We start from the raw sequence: 19,841 nt of genomic DNA on the forward strand, positions 1-19,841 counted from the left end.
TCACCATTTGGTCGGCTTGATAACTCCACCATTATCCATCACATTAATCGTGATGTTTGGATATTTGGATTGGAACTGCTGAATCACGTTCGAACAGCTGGCGCAGGGCGCCCGTTCGGTAAGCAGATTGATAGTACCGCTAACCGAGGTGTTATCGCCAAGCTGCGCCGCGACGTTGTTCAATATCTTGGCCTCGGAATCAACGCTGCGGTTAAGAAGCACAGGATCATTCCCGCCCGTCCACACACTTGAACTACGGAATATTTCGGGAACTTGACCAACAAAGCCCAACGCCTTTTGAGCGTCTGTTGGGTTAGCGATTTGGCTGGACGCAGCCATTGTCGGTTGAACACCCGGAATGTTAATCTGCGCCACCCCCACATTGCCGCTGGTCTTCGCACTACCTGTCAGGGTCGCTCGCAAATCAGCAACCTGCTGAGTCAGACCGGATTGAATTTCCGCCTGCATGGCTTCTGCTGACTGCGGCACACCCCGCGCAGCAGCCTGCGCCGCCGCGTTATTGGCCGCGACAGTTCCGGCGGCTGCTCCCAGGTTGAGTCCAGCGTATGTCAGCGACGCTGCATATGGGCTCATTCCCAAACCTTGCAGCACCTGCTCCCCATATGTCGACGTCGGGCTACCGCTTACCATCTGCGTAAAGCCCGCCTTCGAGTAATCCAACGCCCCCGTAGCGGCTGTGGTAGCCAAGCCGCATGCAATGATCGTAGAACACCCCGCGCCAAGCGCTGCCACTGCGCTGGCTACGCCCGTCACGCCTTGTACCGCCCCAACGGTTCGGTACAAGATCTGATTGCGGTCATACCAATCATTAATACGGTCCGCTTTGCCATAACCGTCGAACGCGCCTGCATTCCTCAGCAACCCTTGCTCGTACGTGTAGCTCTGGCCTTCGTTCTGCAACCGCGTCAGAGCCGCCTTGTTTGGATCGTTGTCTGGCACACCATCCCCGCAATGCACCAACGCGCACTCGGCCGCAGCCAGCTTGTGTTGCTCCTCGGCGCTTTTACCGTCTTGCAGCTTCTTCAGCTTGTCCGATTCGCTTTGATGCAACTGCCGATTGTAAAGCTCATTATCAATCGCCGCCCCCGCACCAGCAAGCGCGCCGGACGACCCGCCACCCACGAGCGCCCCAGCCGCCGCACCGCCTGCGGTCGCCACAATCTCGTTCAGCGCATTACGCGCGGCAGATTGAGCACTCAACGGCAACTGGCTCACTGTCTGGTCGATGATCGGTTGCGCCAACGACTGCAACATATCTCCGGCCAACGAACCCGCGATCGCCCCACCAATATTCCCGCCCGAAAGCGCGGCCCCTATTGCCGCCACCGCTGCATGCAGCACATCTCGGCCCGCACCGCCCTCCCCGAACAGCGCCTTCATCTCCGGGCTGCTATTCGCGAGCTGCGTCGCCGCCTCCGCCACCGCGAAAGTGGCGACCTTACCGAACGCCTGCGCGAAGGCCATGTCGTTCTGAACCTTCTGCAGGTTGAACGTGTTCTGCACCGTCTGGTTCGCGTTCGCGGTATCACGCGACAGCCCCGCTGTACTATCCGTGCCGTTTTTCTCATCGGCCTTCACCACGATCGTCGCGGGGCTGACCGCTGCACGCGTGACGCCGCTCGCACTATCGCTCGTCTGAGCGAAACTCGGCCCACCTGAAGTCGAGAAACCTTCCGTCTTCCCAGAATACGACATCTTGTTCTGAATGTCGGTGAACCCGAGGCTGCCCGTCGTCAGCGTATTGCTGTCGGCCGGCGCGGCGCTCGCGATCTCTGCACCGTTGAGCTGGGTATGACCCGCCACGTTGACGTCGAATCCCTCCTTACCAGCAACAATTCCAGTTTGCTGATTCACCGATGCGTAATCCGCATCGACGCTCGTATGGCCGATCGACGCCTCCGCCCCGCCACCGTAGCCGAAGGTGAAGCTGCCGCTCACTCCCGTGTTGTGCTGATTGCTGCTGTAGTTCGACGTATCCTGACGGCTCGTCATCGTCAGCGCTCCACCTACGTCCACCTTTACCTTATCGCCGGACACCCGCGCACCGGAAAGCATCGTATCTCCGCCCGACGTCATCGTCAGCGTATTGCCAGCGGCCAACGTCGTGTTAGTTTGCGTGATGCCGTCACCATTACCCTGGCCGTGCGCGTTCGAGGCATTCGCGAAGACGCTGATCCCGGTGTTCTTTCCGACTCCGATCGCAACGCCCGCACTCCAGCCGCTTGAGCTGTTCGAGCTGGAATTCTGCTCGGTACTCTCCGCGCTTTGCAGCGTAATCGCGTTGTGCGCATCGAGTGTTACGTTCTTGCCGAGCACCGATGCGCCCGTCATCGCAATGTTTCCAGTGCCAGCCACCACGTTTCCGGTTGCGTCCGACGTGCCCGTCGCGGTGATCGAAACATTGCCATTGCCGATGATCGACGAGCCTTTCGCGTTCGTAATCGATGTCGTCGCATTGCTGCTGCTGTGGCTCGATCCGATGCTGATCTGCACCTGCACGCCCTTGGCCGCCTCGCTCACGTTGCCGTTCGACAGAGCATTCGCCGCATCTTTGATGCCGCCACGGTTCTTGTAAGCCTGTTCGGCCGCTGCCACGGCCTGCACCGCAGCGAGGCGCGAATCGCCCGAGTGCTGGCCTTGGTTGATCGCGCTCGCCATCGACTGCCCAAGTCCAACCAAGCCGCCGCCCAAGCCGACGCTCAATCCCGATTGGCTGAACTGCTGCGATTGAGCGTCCTTGTAGGTGTCATACGCGGCGTTCACCGTCACGTTCTGGGCTGCGATGCCGACGTTCTCGCCTGCAACAACCGTGCTGCCCGTAATCGTCGCATCCTTCCCGGCCTGGATCGTGAGGCTACCTTGTGACGACCCGATCACGCTCCCGTGATTCGTCACCGAGCTGTTCTCGTCTTGCTGCGCCATCGAGCGCGAACCTACCGTCACTGACAGGCCCCCATTGGTGAGCAGCCCCGTTTCCTTCTTCTCGTAGTAGCTGGACGACTGCGTCGTGTCTTGCGAGGTCGTGATGTTGACGTCGCGCGTCGCCCTCAGCGCTACATCGTTTGTGCCGACGATGTTGCTGCCCGTCACATTGATATCGTGGTTGCTGACAACGTTGACGCCGTCCGCCGATACGGTGCTGCTCTGACTATAGGTGGTCGCCTGATCGATCCCACTCGCAATCGCCGCACCACTCACCACATTACTGTGGCTGTGGGTCTCGTGGGAGTTCAGCTCATGAGTTTCGGTTGCCGCGCCGATGTTCACATCCCCGGCTGCAAGCAGATTCGCATTGCCCTTGTCGAGATTGACTGCGCTGCCGCTGATCGTCAGGTCCCTACCAGCCGCAATTGTAATGGTATCGCCGCCTTTGAGCATCGTCCCGGTCAGCGCCTGATCCGACGTATGCAATGTTTCCGTATAGCTGCCATGATGGTCGCTGCCCGAACTATTGCTATTCACTGTCGACGTTGCGCTCGCCGTGCCGAGCGTGACATTGCCGTTGGCAGCGATCGCCCCGCCCCCGCTGAGTTCGATCTGCGCACCCTTCGCCGTCAGATCGCCTCCGACGCCGATCTGCGAGATGCCGCCGATCTTCACCGAACTGCCTGTCGCCTGATTGATATCCGTGTTGGAGACACCGTTCGCGCGCTCGACAACCTTCTTCTCTCCTGTCTGGACAGCGCCGAGCGTCCAATCCCCGCCGATGTTCATCCCCAGATTGCCGCCAACGGTCAGGCTCCCCGCGTTCTGCTGAAAGTCGCCGCCCGTGATGATGGCCGCATCGCCCTCCACACTGATGCTCGCCAACGGCCCCAGCGTCGAATTGATCCGCGTGGCGCCGTTATCGTTGACCTGATTCGTCGTCTTCACCGCCGTATCGAGAATCAGATCGCCCCCGGCCTGCAGCGCGAGGCTCCCCGCCTTCACCGTCGCCGACGTCAGATCGACGTTACCCACCGTCGCGAGCGTCATGAGCCCGCCGCTTTGCAGCGTGCCGTTCTGGTTGTCGATGCTTTGACCGGTCAAGGTCAAGCTGTTCGACGCCACGACCGTGCCGCTATTCGTGAACGACCTCGTATCCTTCAGATCGATGTCCGTCGCCGCAATCACCGGCCCGCCGCTCATGTTCTGCTGGCTCGCCTTCGCCAGATACACCACGGGCACGAGCACCGACTGCCCGTCGACGACCTGCGTCTGCATGATCACCACGTTCGACGTGAGCTGCGATACCTGTTCGGCCGACAGCCCCATCCCCGGCGCCAACCCCAGCGACTTCGAAAGCTGCGCACCCGATGCCATCAACGCCTGAAACTCCGTCTGCGTGCTGGCGTAATTGGTCAGCACCGCCTTGCCCGTCAGCGCCATGATCTGGCTTTGTACGAGCTGCTGCTCATAGAAGCCATCTCCGAGCCGCTTCTGGATCTTTCCAGGGTCCATGCCGAGCTGCTCGAAGTAGTAATCGCTCGACATCCATTGGTGCAGGTTCGTAAACGCCGGGTTCGTCTCGATCAGATACGTCGCACCCGGTGCCGTGTCCTGCTTGAACAACCCACCCTGCGGCACCGTGATGTTGCTCAACACGGTCACCGCCGTGGCGCCCGCGATGATCGGGTCGTTCGCGCCGGCGACGCCAGTGCTCAGCGCGGTTCCACCGTTCACCGACTGCGCGCCGATACTCCGGCGCGGCCCACCCGCCACGCTGCCGCTGACCGAACCCGCGGACGCACCACCCACGGACTGCCCAGGCAGCAAACCGAGCGGCGTAACCGAAGCATTGCCGGCCGTATTGTTGATCGTCACGCCTGTACCGCTGAGCGTCCCGCCTCCCGCAAAGCTCGATTCGTAGGCAGGTAACGCATAGGTGCGGATATCCGCAGGCGCATTGCATCCGCTCGCGCAGAACGAATACGTCCAATCCGCGATGCTGCCGTCGTAGTTTCGGTAATGGTATTGGCCCGAATACGTCACCTGCACTTGCGGCGCCGACTGGCCCCGCCAGCTGTTCTGATCGAGCAATGCGGGCAGCCCGATGTTCCCGACTGCCGCCACCCGGCTCCAGTAGTTCTGGAAGGTATCGACCGACGATGCATCCAGATTTCCACCGGCGACGATCTGCGCCTGCGGGCTGATCGTCGTCACGGTGTTGGCCATTGCAACGCCCGTATACGTCGTGCGCTGATAGCCGCTGTTCCACTGCCCGCCGTGCGGCGGGTCTATGAACACCCCGCCAATGAGCGACGGGTCGGCGTTTGCCACGCTGACCCAGCCCACCACCTGGCCGCTGCAAGCCTCCATGTGGATAGCCGTGCAACCGGAAAGGCTGATCCCAAGGCTCGCCAGCAAACTCGGATCGACCGCAGACGTGAAGCCCGAGGTGCTCACCACGCGCCGCGTATTCGTCACCTGATTCGCGGCAATCGTCATATCGCCGCCCGATTGAATCAAACCCGACTGGTTGTGAACGAGCCCTGCCTTCGTGTAATTGCCGCTCGCATCCTTGCCACCGGCCAGAACGACGCGCCCAAGCCCATATATCGCGGTCATTGCAGGCGCATCAGTGGCCGTGTTGTCATCCCGGTTCTCGATGTCCGCCGAAAGCAGCTCGAGCTTGCCCGTGCTGTCGGTTGCACCGATGAGCGCCGACGTTCCGAGATTCGACAACGACTGCGAGGCGGCCAGAGAAACACTTCCCCCTACGATCGTCCCGGTATTGACGAGCGTATTCGAACGCGTGCTCAGCAGCCCGCCGGCCATCATCGTCCCGCTGTTGCCGATACTACCTGCGTTGATCGTCAGATCGTTGATGCCCAGCAGCGTGCCGCCGTTCGTAAACGTGCCCGGCAGCGTAAAACTGAGGTTATGCCCCGCGCTGAACGAATAACCGGGCGAGTTGGCAAAATCACCCTGCAGGTTCAGTGCGAGATCGCCGACGGCACTGTACGCGCCACCACCCGCCAATGTCGTGGCGGTCACCGCCAGATTGCGCGCGGCATTGATCTGCCCGCCCGCGTTGTAAACAGCCCCGGTCGTGCTGATGCCCACGTCACCGGCCGCATTGGCGGCATTGCCGATCAAACCGCCGTTGTTGTTCAAGCTCGATGCATTGAGTTGCAGGTTCGCACCGCTGAGCTGCCCGCCTTGCGTATTGCTCAGCGCAACCGTGGTCAGCGTGACATTGCCGTTGCCGGTAATCGCCCCCATGCCGGTCACGCCCAATGCGTTGCTGTTGCTGATCGACGAGGTGCCGTGCACCGCGGTCGCGCCGGTGCCGGCATTGCTGATGAGGCCGCTCGCGTTGTCGATGGCCGCTGCCGTGACGTTCAACGTCGAAGCATTGCCGTTACCCGCCGCCCCCGCGTTGATCTTGCCACCCGCGTTGGTCAGCGTTCCATTCGTCGTGGCGCTCAACGCGCCACCCGAACGCAGCGTACCGCTCGTATTGTTGAGCGCATTCGTCGCCGAAACGGAAAGCGCACCCTGTGCGGAAATCGTGCCGCCCGTATCGTCGAGCGAACTCGTCGTCAATGCCACTTCGCCGTTGCTGACGATCCTGCCGCCAACATTCGTCACTGCCGAACCACCACCCCCCGGAGCAATCGTCAACGTGCCGGTGCCTGCGTGCGTAATCGTGCCGCCGTTGTTGTCGAATGCGGCAGGCGTAATCGACAAGTCGGCGCTGTTCGTCTGAATCACGCCGCCGTTCGAGTTGTCGACGGTGCCGCTCACCCCGAGCGTCATCGCGCCGGTGCCAAGCTGCGTCACCACTCCGTGCTGATTCGTGAGCGTATTCGCGGTCAACGTCAACGCATTCGCGGTGATGTGCCCGCTGCTGTTGTCGAGCTGCGAGATCGTGAGCCCCACCGTATCGGCGCTGATCGTGCCGCCCGAGTTCCTTAACGAGGCGGCTTGTGCCGCGAGCGCGGCCGCGTTCAGCGTGCCGCCGCTGTTGTCGAGCGCTCCGTTCGTCGTGACGGAAAGCGTGCGGGCAGCCAGTATGTTGCCGCTGTTCGTGATCGTTCCGGCCGTAATCGACGTATCGTTGCCCGAGGAAACCGTTCCGGCCGCGTTGACGAATGCCCCGCCGGTCGTCACGCCAAGGTCCGCGTTCGAAATCAGCGAGCCGTTCGAGTTGTCGAGAGACTGTGCGGCATTCGCCGTCAGCCCGCCTCGTCCGCCGATCGTGCCGCCCACGTTGTCGAGCGTGCCGCTTTCGACGGTCGTGGCACCGTTGCTGACGATTTTGCCGCCCGCATTGCTCACCAGCCCTGCTCCATTGCCGGCATCGATCGTCAGCGCCCCTGTACCGGTGTGCGTGACCGTGCCGCCATCGTTGTCGAGCGTGGCCGGCGCCAGCGTCAAATCCGTGCTGTTGGTCTGGATCACGCCGCCGTTGGCGTTGTCGATGGCGTTGCTGACGTTGACCGCCATCGGCCCTGCGCCGAGCTGTGTCAACGATCCGCCCTCGTTGGTCAGATTCGTCGCGTTGAGCGCAAGCTGATCCGCACGAATCTTGCCGTGGCTGTTGTCGAGCTGCGCGATGTTCATCGATGCCATACCGGCGCTTACCGTGCCGGCCGCGTTCTTGAAGGCGTTCGCGCTCGCGTTCAGCGTACCGGCGCTGATCGCGCCGTTGCTGTTGTCGAGCGTTCCGCCCACGGTTGCGCCGAGCTGTTGCGCCGCCGTCAACGTGCCGCTATTGGTCAGCGATGCCGCGCGCAGATCGACGCCGCCGTTGCCGCCGATCACCCCGCCTTGCTCGCCTTGAGCCGTCGTTCCGGCCGCATTCGTAATCTGCCCCGTCGCGGTGACGGAGAGCCCATCGCCATTGAGCGATACGATCCGTCCGCCCGAGTTGCGAACGTTGGCCGCCGCCGCGTCCAGCCCACCGCCCGACACGAGGGTGCCTCGTGCGTTTTCGACGTCGCCGCTCGCCGCGAGCTTCATCTTCTGCATCGACGACAACGAACCCGCCGTGTTGTCGACAGACGTGGCGTTCACAGTGGCTGTCCCGTTCGCTCCGATGGTGCCGCCGCGATTGGCGAGCACGCCCGTGTCGATGCTGAGCGCACCTGTGCCCGCCGCCGTGATCTCGCCACCGTCATTGGTCAGGCTGCCCGAGCGAATGCGGGTGTTCTGCGCGTTGGTGGCCAGCGTGCCGCCTGTGTTGTCGAGCGCGCCCGTTACCGCAACGCTCGTCGTGCCGGTGCCGGTGCCGGTCTGCGTAAGCTTGCCGGCCCGATTGGACAGCGCCGAAGCCGTTACGTCGAGCTGCGCGCCGCTCAGTTGCCCGCCGTCGTTCGTCACTTGCCCGGTTGCCGTAAGCGCGACGTTGCCGCCCGCGCTCAACAGGGCGTTGTTCTGATCGATGTTGCCGACACTTCCGTTCGTACCGCTGGCGTTCAGCGAAACGTTGCCGCCCGCGCGCGTTCTTGCGCCGGCCATTTCGATACTGCCGCCCGACACGGAAGCGTTACCACCGGCCAGGTTCGTTCCCGTCGCGGCAACCGTGCCCGCTCCGGTCAGAGCAAGGCTGCCGCTGCCCGTCACGCGTCCGCTCGCGTCGATCCCCGCGCCAAGTGCGCCCGACGAATCGATCGAGGCGCCGGTAACCGTCGTATTGCCGGCTGCGGCCGTCGTCCCCGTGTTCGAAACGTGGCCATCCGCCGCCACCGTCGCACTCTGGCCGGCATAGACGGAACCCGCATTCGATACATCGGCGGCCGCATGAATATCGACGTTTCCGCTCGCACTCGTGCTGCCCGAAAGCGTCACTTTCCCCTGGCTGCTGAGCGAGACATTGCCTGCCTGGGCTTCGATGGTGCCGGCGCTGTTCACGCCTACGCCCTTCTCCGTGCCTACGAGCGTGATCTTGCCGGCATACATCCCGCCAAGCTGCGCAACGTCGATCGCGACGTCCGGCTGGTTCGCGTCGGGCGCGAGCGCCTGCGCGGCAAGCCCGTCATAGCGCACGTCGTTAGCCCCGGCGACCACGTTCAATTCACGGCCGGCCCACAGCTTGCCGTTCACCTGCACGCTGCGCGCGATCAAATCGACCTGATCGACGTTGCTGCCGTTCAAGCCGGCGCTGCCGATCTGAATCTGTCCGCCGGTGACGCGAAAGGCATCGAGGCTGCCGCTGCCGCCGAATACGGGCGTGCCGGTGGTCAGCACGCCACGGCTCGTATTGATAAAGCCGCAGCCGTTGCAATAGATGCCGGCCGGGTTCGCGATGACGACCTGCGCTTGCGCGCCGGCCACCTCGGTATAGCCGAGCAGTTGGCTCGGGCTGCCGCCCACCACTTGATTGACGATGATTCTCGCGCTGCCGTTGGACAGATACGGATTGCCCCCGACATAACCGCCTTGCTGCGTCTGCACGTTGCCGGGCGAGTTGTTGAGAATCAGGCCCTGTGTGCCAACGTTGTACTGCGAATACGAATTGTTCGACACGCCCGCGGCATTCGGCGTCGTAATCTGCACGAGCGGCACACCATTGGCCGTCACGCCGACAGCAGGTTTGTTGGCGGCCGGCGCACTCGGCGCTGCGACCACCTGGGCCTCCACCAGCACGGGCTGCATCCCGAGCAGGCAAAGTGCCGCGAATGCGACGCGGCGCATCTCGAGCAAATCGATGCTCTGCGATACCCGACCGTCGGTGGCCTGAGGACTGACGCTGCGTGTGCCCGGCGAGCTTCCGCGCCCGCCGCCGATTGCTGTTTCTTCAACGGCCATGAACAGTCCGCGCGCCGCATTGAAGATGATTCGATAGAGGAATCGATTCATATCTGGAAGCTCACACTGAAGCCCGCAACGGGCCATCGATTGGGAAACCGGGCGGGCTGATAGAGCGGGCCGCCGATGAAGACGTCGTAATATGCGTTCTTGAAGGGACTGCCGCGCAGCCCGACCACCGCGCCCACCAGCTTTCTGCCGAGCAGGTTCTGCGTGGCCGGGCCGAATACTTCACCGCCGTCGAGGCCCACGTACAACGTCTGGCCTGTGCGGAAGATCGGCATCTCGAGGTCGTTGCGAAGGTAGAAGCCCTTCTCGGCGGCAAGCATCGTGTTGCCGTCGAAGCCGCGTACGGTGTAGCGGCTGCCGATCGAGATATCCTCGGTCGGATAAAGCACGTTCGGCGAGTTCTGCGCGTGCAGCGTCGAGAGATAGCGCAACCGAACAGGGCCCAGCGCGAACGGCACGCTCAGCGTCGCATCGAGCGTTTCGATGTGGTAGTAATACGTGGGCGTGCCGGCCCCCGGCAAATCGGGCTGCGCGCCGAACCACGGCACACCCCAGCGATACGAGACGAGGCTGTCGAACTGCGCCGCGCCGAAGTAATGCCGGTGCGACCAACCCACTTGCGCATAGCTGTTGTCGCGGTGCTGAACGTCTATCTCCGAACCGTCGATGAACGCTTCGGCGTAGTACTTGCCCGTGCGGAATTCGATCGAATTTTTCTGGACCTGATTGCGATAGAACAGGTACTCGGCTTTGACTTCGAACGTCTTCGAAATGCCGCTCGACACGAAATTGGCAAACGCGCCGGCGATTTCCTGGTGATAGTGGTACTTGCTCGCCGTCGCCGTGAAAGTCCAGTTTCCCCACGGAATCGCGTAGAACGCGCTTTGGCCTCGCGTGCCGTAAAGGCCCGGATGTCCGTTGACGTCATGGCTGTAGCTGACATCGAGAATGTCGGACAGACCGAGCAGATTGCTCAGGCCCAAATGCGCGGTAGCCTGCAGTTGCCCGGTCGATTTCAGCCCGCTGTCGTCGACGCTGAGCGAGAACGTCCACGGTTTCTGGCGCTTCACGGCGATGACGACGTCGCTTTCGCCGGTATTCGCCCCCGGCACGATCTGCATGTCGACGTCCTGATTCGGCACCCGCTTCATCTGCTCGAGCCCTTGCTCGAGGTCGCGCAGATTCAGCAGGTGTCCGGCGTGGGTCGGAAATGCGTTGCGCCAGGTTCCATAGGTTTTGGGATCGGCGAAACGAATAGCGCCGATCACGCCCGGAATGAGACTCAGCGTGAGCTTTCCCGTCGAGATGTCCTGCTCGGGTATCACGACGCGTGTGGTCGTATAGCCCCTGTCCAGGATCAGCGCAGACACGCGGTGCACGATCAGATTGAGCCCGTCGCGGCCCACGCATTGGCCTTCATAGCGCTTCAGGTAATCGACGGCGAACGACAGTTGGCCCGGGAACAGCGGATCGGGCGAGAGCGCCCGCTCGCCGGCCGCACGCACTTTTTCGCTTAGACCGTCGGGCACCGCCAGCGTCAACCGATCCACCCGAAAACACGGCGTTTCCGCGGGTACGCGGCCGTCGTCGACAGGCTTGGCCTCGGGCTGCGGTTGGAGTTGGACGTTAGGCGCACGCTGCGCGCGCTCCCGTTCGAGCTGCTGCTGCTCCGCCCTGCGGCGCTGCTCCTGCTCGTCGAACGATCGCGTGGCTGGCGGCAACGGCGGCAACGGCGGCTGCGCGGCCGCCGCCTGCGCATGCACGATGCGTGGCAACGAAGTGAAAAAAATCGCGCCGCATACGAGCGCGATCGCTTTCAACGTCGATGCGCCGCGTGCTGTGCGGCCAAACCCCGTGTTTCCACGCCGCAACGGTTGCGCTGCGCGTGCTCTCTTATTGCTTTTCATTATTGGACGTCTGTTTCTTATCAACCGGCGCACGGCACGATCGTTCGCCTCGGCGCGATTGCGCGGAAAAGCGTGATCGAATCGTCTTGAAACCGGCTATTGCCTTTCAGGCCGACGCGGATAGCCGCTGTATCGGCCACCGTCGTCATTCGCCATTCCGATGAAACCAATCGGAGTGACGCGTCGAGCCATCGGGATCGCGAGGACCCCGAGTAACAAATGAGACGGCAAGGCCCCTAAAGAGGCAGCGCGAATATCAGGGGCGGAATGCGGGCTGCCGACCCGCCCCGGCGAAACGGACGTGTGACGCCTTCAGCGAAGGCCCACGTTAGAGATCGAAGAACAGCAACTGCGTATCGCATGTTCAGCCCCGGAAAAGCAGATTTTTATGATTGGATGCACCCCGAAATGCGCGGATGCCAGCGCGTGGAACCCGGCGCCCACGGCAAGCAGCCACGCATACGCGCGGTACATCCGTTGCTTATCGGCAGCTTTCCCGAAACCTTTAGGCGTTTTTTGTAACAAAGCCGAGAGCAAGCCGCCGATCCAGTTCCTAATGTAATTGCCGATTCGGACGTTTCCTGTCCCGACTAGCAATTCCGTTTAGGTAAGCGGATCGGTCGACTTTGGGACACACGATATGACCACGGAATTCGGCATCCCGCCGGCCACGGGCGGGCGTCCGAGCAAACAGCGCAAGCGCTGCGCGAGGCCAGCTCACCCCTGATCGCCGCCTCCAACGGGAAGCACGGTGCCGGTGATGTACGACGCCTCGTCCGATGCCAGAAACAGGATCGCGCCCACCTGTTCGTCGATCGAGCCGTACCGGTGCATAAAGCTCGTAGCCACGGTCTGTTCCACGATGGCCCGGTACCAGCGCGCTTCTTCCTCGGTGGGCTGTGCCGTGTTGCGCGGAACTCGCCGCGGCGGTGCCTCGGTGCCGCCCGTCGCGACCGCATTGACACGAATGCCGTGCCGCGCATGCTCGAACGCGAGGCTTGCCGTAAGCGCATTGACACCGCCCTTGGCGGCAGCGTAGGGCACGCGATGAATGCTGCGCGTGGCGACCGACGATACGTTGACGATTGCACCGCCACCCTGCTGCAACATCCGCGGCAGCACAGCCCTGCAGCACCAAAGCGTCGGGAACAACGACCGCCGCACCTCCGCTTCGATCTGCTCCTCTTCGTACGCCTCGTACGGCTTGGCCCAGATCGTACCGCCGACATTATTCACGAGCACATCGATGCGGCCCAGCGCATCGGTAGCGAAGCGCGTCATCGAAGCGGCACCGGCATAGGTCTCGAGATCGGCTTCGCAGGCGAGCGCACCCGCACCGGCACTGTCGATCGTATCGTTGATTTCCTGTACGGCCTCGTGGACGATCGAAGCGCGGTCGACGAGCACCACACGGGCGCCTTCCCGCGCAGCACGAATCGCGACGCCTCTGCCGATACCCTGCCCCGCACCGGTCACGATCATCGCCTTACCGGCGAAGCGGCTCGGAAAATGCGCCATGCTCATGCCACGGTGCTCGCCGAGAATTTTTCGTGGAAGAAGTTCGCGGGCGTCACCGCCGTATCGGCGAGCCAGCCGCGCACCGCATCGACCATGGGAACGGGCCCGCACAAGTAGACATCCACGTCACCGCCATTCAACCAGGCACTCTCGACATGCGACGTCACGTAGCCCTTGCGTTCATGCGGGCTTCGTTCGTCCGCCACGCAGGTGCGATAGGCGAAATCGGCCAGCCGATGTTGCGCCTGCTCGAGCCGGTCGAGCGCGACAAGATCGGTGTCGTTCGTCACGCCATAAACGAGGCGTATCGGCTGCGACACGGCTTTGCCCTCGATCGCCGCGAGCATCGACAGGAACGGCGCAATCCCGGTCCCACCGGCGAGAAACAGCATCGGGCGCACAGGCTCGCGCAGATAGAAACTGCCGTAAGGGCCCGAGAATGCCACGCGTGCGCCGGGTCGCGCGTCGGCGCACAGGTATTCGCTCATGCGGCCGCCGCGCACGTTGCGCACGACGAACTCGACACGCGGCGCACCGGGCGCCGAACTGAACGAGTAGGAGCGCGCCACGCCCAGGCCCGGAATCTCGACGTTGACGTACTGCCCGGGCAGAAAACGCACGCGCTCGGGATGATCGAGCTCGATCGAGAAATGCAGCGTGGAGTCTGAAAGCTTCCCCACCGACGCGAAGGCACCCTCGTGCCGGCCCACCGCCGTCTTGCAGGCAACCGACGATGCCGGCACATGAACGACACAATCTGAACGCGGCCGTGTTTGGCACGCGAGGATGAACCCGCGCGCGGCATCCTCGGACGTCAACGCCTCTTCGATATAGCTGGATTCGGGTAGGTCGTAGTCGCCCGATTCGCAATGATTGCGGCAAGTCCCACATGCGCCGTCGCGGCAATCGAGCGGGATGTTGATTTGCTGACGATAGGCCGCGTCGGCCAGGGTTTCGCCATCGCGGCAAGCTATGAAGCGCGTCACTCCGTCCTCGAAGCGAAGCGCGATACGGTGTTCCATGATCAATCTCCCGAGCGCACCGGCCAAGCCATTAATTCAGCCGTGAACTCAGTTGGAAACTCAAACGTGGTAGATATCGATCAACTGATTGATGTAGTCGTTCTTCAGCACGACATACTTGTTGACGATGAGTGGCCCTCCGCCGGAAAAATCGATGGCATAGCGCGACATGCCGAAATAAGTCACGGTCTCGCGGTGGCGAAAGCTCAGAGTATGCCAGTTGAACCGCACGGTGCACACGCCGCGTTCCTCGCGCTCCAACTCGATGTTGGCGAGGTTGTGCGACGTGCGCGTCTCGGGCATCGTCGCGCTCGAACGCTCCGTCTTGATTCGAAAAACGCGGTCTTCGAGCCCCTGGCGGTTCGGGTAGTAAATCAGCGAAATCTCGCGCTCGTGATCGGTAACGAGTTGCTCGTCGTCATCCCACGACGGCATCCAGAACTCGGCGTCGCGGTGATAGCACTCGAGCCATTCATCCCAGCATTTGTCGTCGAGAAGACGGCATTCCCGATAAAGGAACGACGCGACGTCGGCGTGCGAAATCGTGCTCATGGCGCCTCCTTGCCAGCCGCAATCGCTTTGCCGAGCGTTTGTACCCAATAGCGGTGCTGCACCGTGTACAAGCCCTCGTCTTCGGTCTTGAGGCCGCTCATCACCGGCTGAATCCCGATCTTGCGTGCCGCATCGTCCGGGCCTTCGATCCAATGCTCGGCGCCGCGGCACATGTCGTTCCATTCGAGCGCCCGCCCGGCATAACCGCGCTGACACGCACGGAACTCTTCGAGATCGTCGGGTGTGGCCATCCCGCTCACGTTGAAGAAGTCTTCATATTGACGAATGCGTCGCGCACGCGCGTCAGCGGGCTCGCCCTTCGGCGCGATGCAGTAGATCGTCACCTCGGTCTTGTCCACGGCAAGCGGGCGCAAGACGCGGATCTGCGAGCCGAACTGATCCATCAGATAGACGTTCGGGTAAAGGCAGAGATTGCGCGAATGGGCAATCATCCAATCCGCGCGCTCGGAACCGCAGCGCGCGGCGAATTCGTCGCGGCGCGCGAAATTCGGCCGGTCCTCGGGGTTCGCCCAGCGCGTCCACAGCAGCATGTGACCGTGCTCGAACGCGTAAAATCCGCCGCCTTGCCGGCCCCAGCTGCCCGCATCCATCGCGCGGACCTTGTCTTCGCGCGCCGCTTCCTGCTTGCGATGATTCGTCGTTGCCGCGTAATTCCAATGCACAGCCGATACGTGATATCCATCCGCACCGTTTTCCGCGGTTAGTTTCCAATTCCCTTCGTAGGTATAGGTGGATGCGCCGCGCAACACTTCGAGCCCCTCGTCCGATTGATCGACGATCATGTCGATGATGCGAGCGGCGTCGCCCAGATGCTCGACGAGCGGCAAGACATCGGGATCGAGGCTGCCGAACAGGAAGCCGCGATAGTTCTCGAAGCGGGCAACTTTGCGCAGATCGTGCGAGCCTTCCCGATTGAAGCACTCGGGATAGCCCGCGCCGTCGGGGTCCTTGACCTTCAGCAGCTTGCCGCTGTTGCTGAACGTCCAGCCGTGAAACGGGCAGGTGTAGGTCGACTTGTTGCCGCGCTTGCGCCGGCACAGCATCGCGCCGCGATGCGTACACGCGTTGACGAACGCATTGAGCTCGCCCTGCCGGTTGCGCGCAATGACGATCGGCTGCCGCCCCATGTAGGTGGTGTAGTAATCGTTGTTTTCGGGAATCTGGCTTTCATGCGCCAGGTAAATCCAGTTTCCCTCGAAAATATGGCGCATTTCGAGTTCGAAAAGCGCTTCGTCGGTAAATGCGCTGCGATGCAGGCGGTAGTCGCCGCGTGCGCGGTCTTCGACGAGGAAATCCTCGATGCGGGCAATACTGGGCCCTCGATCGGGAAAGATCGGAATCATACTGCCTCCACTGACGAATCGAACGACGTTTCGGCTCACGCCGCCGCGCGTCGGCGCTCGACGTCCACCGCCGGCATGTCCGGGCTGTCCGCGTGCAGACGAAAATCGAAATCGATCGAGGCAAAGGGCTTGTCCACACCGTTTCGTTCGATCGCCTCGCGCGACGCAATCCGTTCCACCGGCGGCACGAGGCCTGCCCGGCTCGCAAACGCGAAGTCGTCCCAGAGGTAGGCGTCGCCGTCGATATTGATCTGCGTCGTCAGCCTGCGATGGCCTTGCGCCGAGACGAAGAAATGAATGTGCGCGGGGCGGCGGCCGTGGCGGCCGAGCTTGTTCAACAACTGCTGTGTCGTGCCCTCGGGGGGGCATCCGTATCCCACGGGGACGATGCTGCGAAACCGGTAGCGTCCCTCGCTATCGGTGATGATCGTGCGGCGCAGGTTGAAGGCCGATTGAGTCTTGTCGAAAAACGAATAGTTGCCCAGCGTGTTCGCATGCCACACATCCACACGCGCCCCAGCAAGCGGCCGGCCGTTCCCGCCGTACACGGTACCCTGCATGAAGAGCACCTCGCCCTTGCCGTCCTCGCTGCCGTCGTCGAGCCGGGCAAACCCCTCGCTCTCGGGTGCCCCGGCCACATAGAGCGGCCCTTCGATCGTGCGCGGCGTGCCGCCGGAAAGGCCGGCTTTCGCCTCCGCCTCGTCCATCCGGATGTCGAGAAACCGTTCGAGCCCGAGGCCCGCCGCCAGCAGCCCCAGCTCCTGCGTTGCACCGGCCTGCGCCATGTACTCGATGCCCTTCCATACCTCCGTCGGGCTCAGATCGAGATCCTCGATCGCCTTGAAGAGGTCGGTCGCGAGCCTCAGCACGACCTGTTGGATGCGAGGGTCCGCTTCGCCCTTTGCCGTATCGGCGACGAACCGTCTCGCGAGCGCTTCGATGTCCGCATGATTCACTGTCTGCTCCTCACTCACTCGTTGATATGGGCGCATGGCGGCGCGCCGCGCACGCTTTTCGTTGCTCCACTCAATGCTCCGAAGGTATGAAACGCTGGGCGGGAACGGATGACTGAAGGATAATTAGCGCGAATCGGCTGCGTCCAACACCGTTTTAGTATCCATCCGATATCCGGGAGGTATGCTCATGGAGCTGCGTCACCTGCGCTACTTCGTTGCCGTGGCCGAAGAGCGCAATTTCACGCGCGCGGCCGCCCGGCTGCACATCGCGCAGCCGCCATTGAGCCGCCAGATCCAGCAACTCGAGGAGAACCTCGGTGTGCAGCTGTTCGAGCGCGACGCGCGCCCGCTCAAACTTACGGACGCCGGCCGTTTCTTCCATTCGCACGCCGTGCAATTGCTCGCGCAAATGTCCGAGCTGGAATCGATGACCCGGCGAGTCGGCAAGATCGAACGCAGCCTGTCGGTCGGCTTCGTCGGCACCACGCTCTACGGTCTGCTGCCGAAGATCATCCGGCGCTTTCGCGACGAAAACAGCGCCGTCGAGCTGAGCCTGCATGAAATGTCGACGATGGATCAGATGAAAGCGCTGAAGGAAGGGCGCATCGACGTCGGCTTCGGGCGCATCCGCCTCGAAGATCCAAGCGTGCGGCGCATCGTGCTGCGCGAAGAACGGATGATCGTCGCGCTCCCTGTCGGTCATCCGCTCGAAGCGGCCAGGCCGCTGCTCTCGCTGCGCGAGCTCGTCGACGAAACCCTGATCGTCTTCCCGAAAGCCCCACGCCCGAGTTTCGCCGATCAGGTGCTGGCCGCATTCCACGACCGCGCGCTCGAGCCGCGGCAGATCTACGAAACGCGCGAGCTGCAGATCGCGCTGGGCCTCGTGGCGGCCGGCGTAGGCGTCGCGATCGTGCCGAAAAGCGTTCACGGCCTCAAGCGCGACGACGTAACCTACAAGGACCTCGACGATCCGAGGCTCGTCTCGCCGATCATCATGAGCATGCGCATGCTCGACGAATCGGAAGATATTCGCGCGATGCTGAGCCTCATCTACGCACTTTATGCGGAGGAAGGCATCGAGCATCAGTTGCCGACCGGGCCCTGAACGCCCGTAGCATCGGCCCCAGGCGCCCGCCGATACCGCACGGGTATCGAACCAGACGACAACGGTCTTGGACAACGCGACGCCCCACAACGCATACTGCCGCCGAACGAATCCCCCCTCCATCGACGCTTTCGGCACCGCAGGCAACGTATGAACGCAACCGTCCGCTCCATCGAAGCAATCCTCGTCGACTTGCCGACCATCCGCGCGCACCAGCTCGCGATGGCGACCATGCAACGGCAGACGCTCGTGATCGTGCGTCTGCTGTGCAGCGATGGCGTGCAGGGCATCGGCGAGGCCACGACGATCGGCGGCCTCTCATACGGCGACGAAAGCCCTGAAGGCATCAAGCTCACGATCGATACCTATCTCGCGCCGGCACTCGCCGGTGTCGATGCCGCGAATGTCAACGCGGCCATGGCGCGGTTGAATCAGGTGGCGCGTGGCAATCGCTTCGCGAAATGCGCGATCGAGACGGCGCTGGTGGATGCGCAAGCGAGACGGCTGGGCGTATCGGTATCGACGCTCTTCGGCGGATCGGTGCGCACGGCCTTGCCGGTGCTTTGGACGCTGGCGAGCGGCGACACGCAGCGCGACATCGAGGAAGCCGAGCGGCTGCTTGCAGAGCGCAGGCACGATGCGTTCAAGCTCAAGATCGGCCGCCGCGCGTGGCGCGAAGACGTTGCGCATGCCGCGGCGATCAAGCGTGCCCTGGGTGAGCGCGCGCGCGTGAGCGTGGACGTCAATCAAGCCTGGAACGAAGCGCAGGCCGCCTGTGCCATCGCCGCACTCGAAGCAGCCGGCATCGATCTCGTCGAGCAACCGACGCCGCGCGAGCAGCGTGCGGCACTGGCCCGCCTTGCCGCGCGCTTCGTCGTCCCGATCATGGCGGACGAATCGTTGATGGGCCCCGAGGATGCGATCGAACTCGCGCGCGGCGCCGCCGCCGACGTGTTCGCATTGAAAATCGCCAAGGCCGGAGGCCTGCACGAAACGCTGCGCACGGCAGCCGTGAGCGATGCGGCCGGCATTGCGCTCTATGGCGGAACGATGCTCGAGGCGAGCATCGGCACTCTTGCGGCGGCCCATTGCTTCAGCACATTGCCGCGGCTTGCCTGGGGCACGGAGCTGTTCGGCCCTTTGCTGCTGACCGACGACATCGTGGCCGAACGTCCGCGGTATCGCGACTTCGCGCTACAAGTGCCGGACGGTCCAGGCCTCGGCGTCGTCATCGACGAAGAGAAGCTGGCTCACTACCGCCGCGACGCGAGCCGCATCGCGGTGCCCGCCGCCACGCCTGCATGAAGCGCGGCGTCCGTCTGTTCGAACACCGAATCGATAACGACAACAGCGAGGAAACGCGATGCTCTATCTGGTCAGAATGGATGTGACGCTGCCGGCCGATATGCCGCCCGCGCAAGCGGAGGAAATCAAGGCGCGGGAAAAAGCTTACGCGCAGCAGTTGCAGCGCGAAGGGAAATGGCAGCAGTTGTACCGCGTGGTGGGCGAGTACGCGAACTACAGCGTCTTCGATGTCGAATCGAACGACGCATTGCATACGCTGCTATCCGCGCTGCCGCTTTTTCCCTACATGAAGATTCGCGTCACCGCGCTTGCGCGGCACCCGTCGTCGATCCACTGAGTGCACACGC

General features: G+C 62.8%; 10 protein-coding genes. 3 read left to right on the plus strand and 7 right to left on the minus strand.

Going from position 1 to position 19,841, the window contains the following annotated elements; translation table 11 throughout:
* From U0034_RS22860 to catA, 7 genes are all read right to left on the minus strand, one after another.
* Nucleotides 1–9,807, minus strand: coding sequence for a hemagglutinin repeat-containing protein (locus tag U0034_RS22860; RefSeq protein ID WP_085229612.1), 9,807 nt, complete (start codon nucleotides 9,805–9,807; stop codon nucleotides 1–3).
* Nucleotides 9,804–11,585 carry a ShlB/FhaC/HecB family hemolysin secretion/activation protein gene (locus tag U0034_RS22865; RefSeq protein ID WP_233212008.1) on the minus strand — a complete coding sequence of 594 codons (1,782 nt, stop codon included), beginning with the start codon at nucleotides 11,583–11,585 and terminating at the stop codon, nucleotides 9,804–9,806. The genes U0034_RS22860 and U0034_RS22865 overlap by 4 nt, the downstream gene beginning before the upstream one ends.
* Before the next feature lie 804 nt (nucleotides 11,586–12,389).
* Entirely contained in the window at nucleotides 12,390–13,196 is an 807-nt protein-coding gene (locus U0034_RS22870; RefSeq protein ID WP_085229614.1) for a 1,6-dihydroxycyclohexa-2,4-diene-1-carboxylate dehydrogenase, read from the minus strand.
* On the minus strand, nucleotides 13,193–14,212 hold the full coding sequence (gene benC / locus U0034_RS22875; RefSeq protein ID WP_085229615.1) for a benzoate 1,2-dioxygenase electron transfer component BenC: 1,020 nt from the start codon (nucleotides 14,210–14,212) through the stop codon (nucleotides 13,193–13,195). The genes U0034_RS22870 and benC overlap by 4 nt, the downstream gene beginning before the upstream one ends.
* Nucleotides 14,213–14,272: 60 nt before the next feature.
* On the minus strand, nucleotides 14,273–14,764 hold the full coding sequence (gene benB, locus U0034_RS22880; protein ID WP_085229616.1) for a benzoate 1,2-dioxygenase small subunit: 492 nt from the start codon (nucleotides 14,762–14,764) through the stop codon (nucleotides 14,273–14,275).
* Nucleotides 14,761–16,128: a benzoate 1,2-dioxygenase large subunit gene (gene benA, locus U0034_RS22885; RefSeq protein WP_085229617.1), complete on the minus strand. Its 1,368-nt coding sequence runs from the start codon at nucleotides 16,126–16,128 to the stop codon at nucleotides 14,761–14,763. Before benA ends, benB begins: the two co-directional genes overlap by 4 nt.
* Before the next feature lie 35 nt (nucleotides 16,129–16,163).
* Nucleotides 16,164–17,084, minus strand: a complete 921-nt coding sequence (catA, locus tag U0034_RS22890) for a catechol 1,2-dioxygenase (protein ID WP_085229618.1) — start codon at nucleotides 17,082–17,084, stop codon at nucleotides 16,164–16,166.
* Nucleotides 17,085–17,271: 187 nt separating this feature from the next.
* Here catA and U0034_RS22895 point away from each other — a divergent pair, with 187 nt between their 5' ends.
* The 3 genes from U0034_RS22895 to catC all read left to right on the plus strand — a co-directional run bounded on the left by U0034_RS22895 (nucleotide 17,272) and on the right by catC (nucleotide 19,831).
* A complete protein-coding gene (locus tag U0034_RS22895; protein ID WP_085229747.1) occupies nucleotides 17,272–18,189 on the plus strand; it encodes a LysR family transcriptional regulator in 918 nt (305 codons plus the stop codon).
* A gap of 150 nt (nucleotides 18,190–18,339) precedes the next feature.
* Nucleotides 18,340–19,494, plus strand: coding sequence for a muconate/chloromuconate family cycloisomerase (locus U0034_RS22900; protein WP_085229619.1), 1,155 nt, complete (start codon nucleotides 18,340–18,342; stop codon nucleotides 19,492–19,494).
* Nucleotides 19,495–19,552: 58 nt separating this feature from the next.
* Nucleotides 19,553–19,831 carry a muconolactone Delta-isomerase gene (gene catC, locus U0034_RS22905; RefSeq protein WP_085229620.1) on the plus strand — a complete coding sequence of 93 codons (279 nt, stop codon included), beginning with the start codon at nucleotides 19,553–19,555 and terminating at the stop codon, nucleotides 19,829–19,831.
* Nucleotides 19,832–19,841 lie beyond the last annotated feature (10 nt).

Origin of the sequence: Trinickia caryophylli (assembly GCF_034424545.1) — a bacterium.
GTDB classification, from domain to species: Bacteria; Pseudomonadota; Gammaproteobacteria; order Burkholderiales; family Burkholderiaceae; genus Trinickia; species Trinickia caryophylli.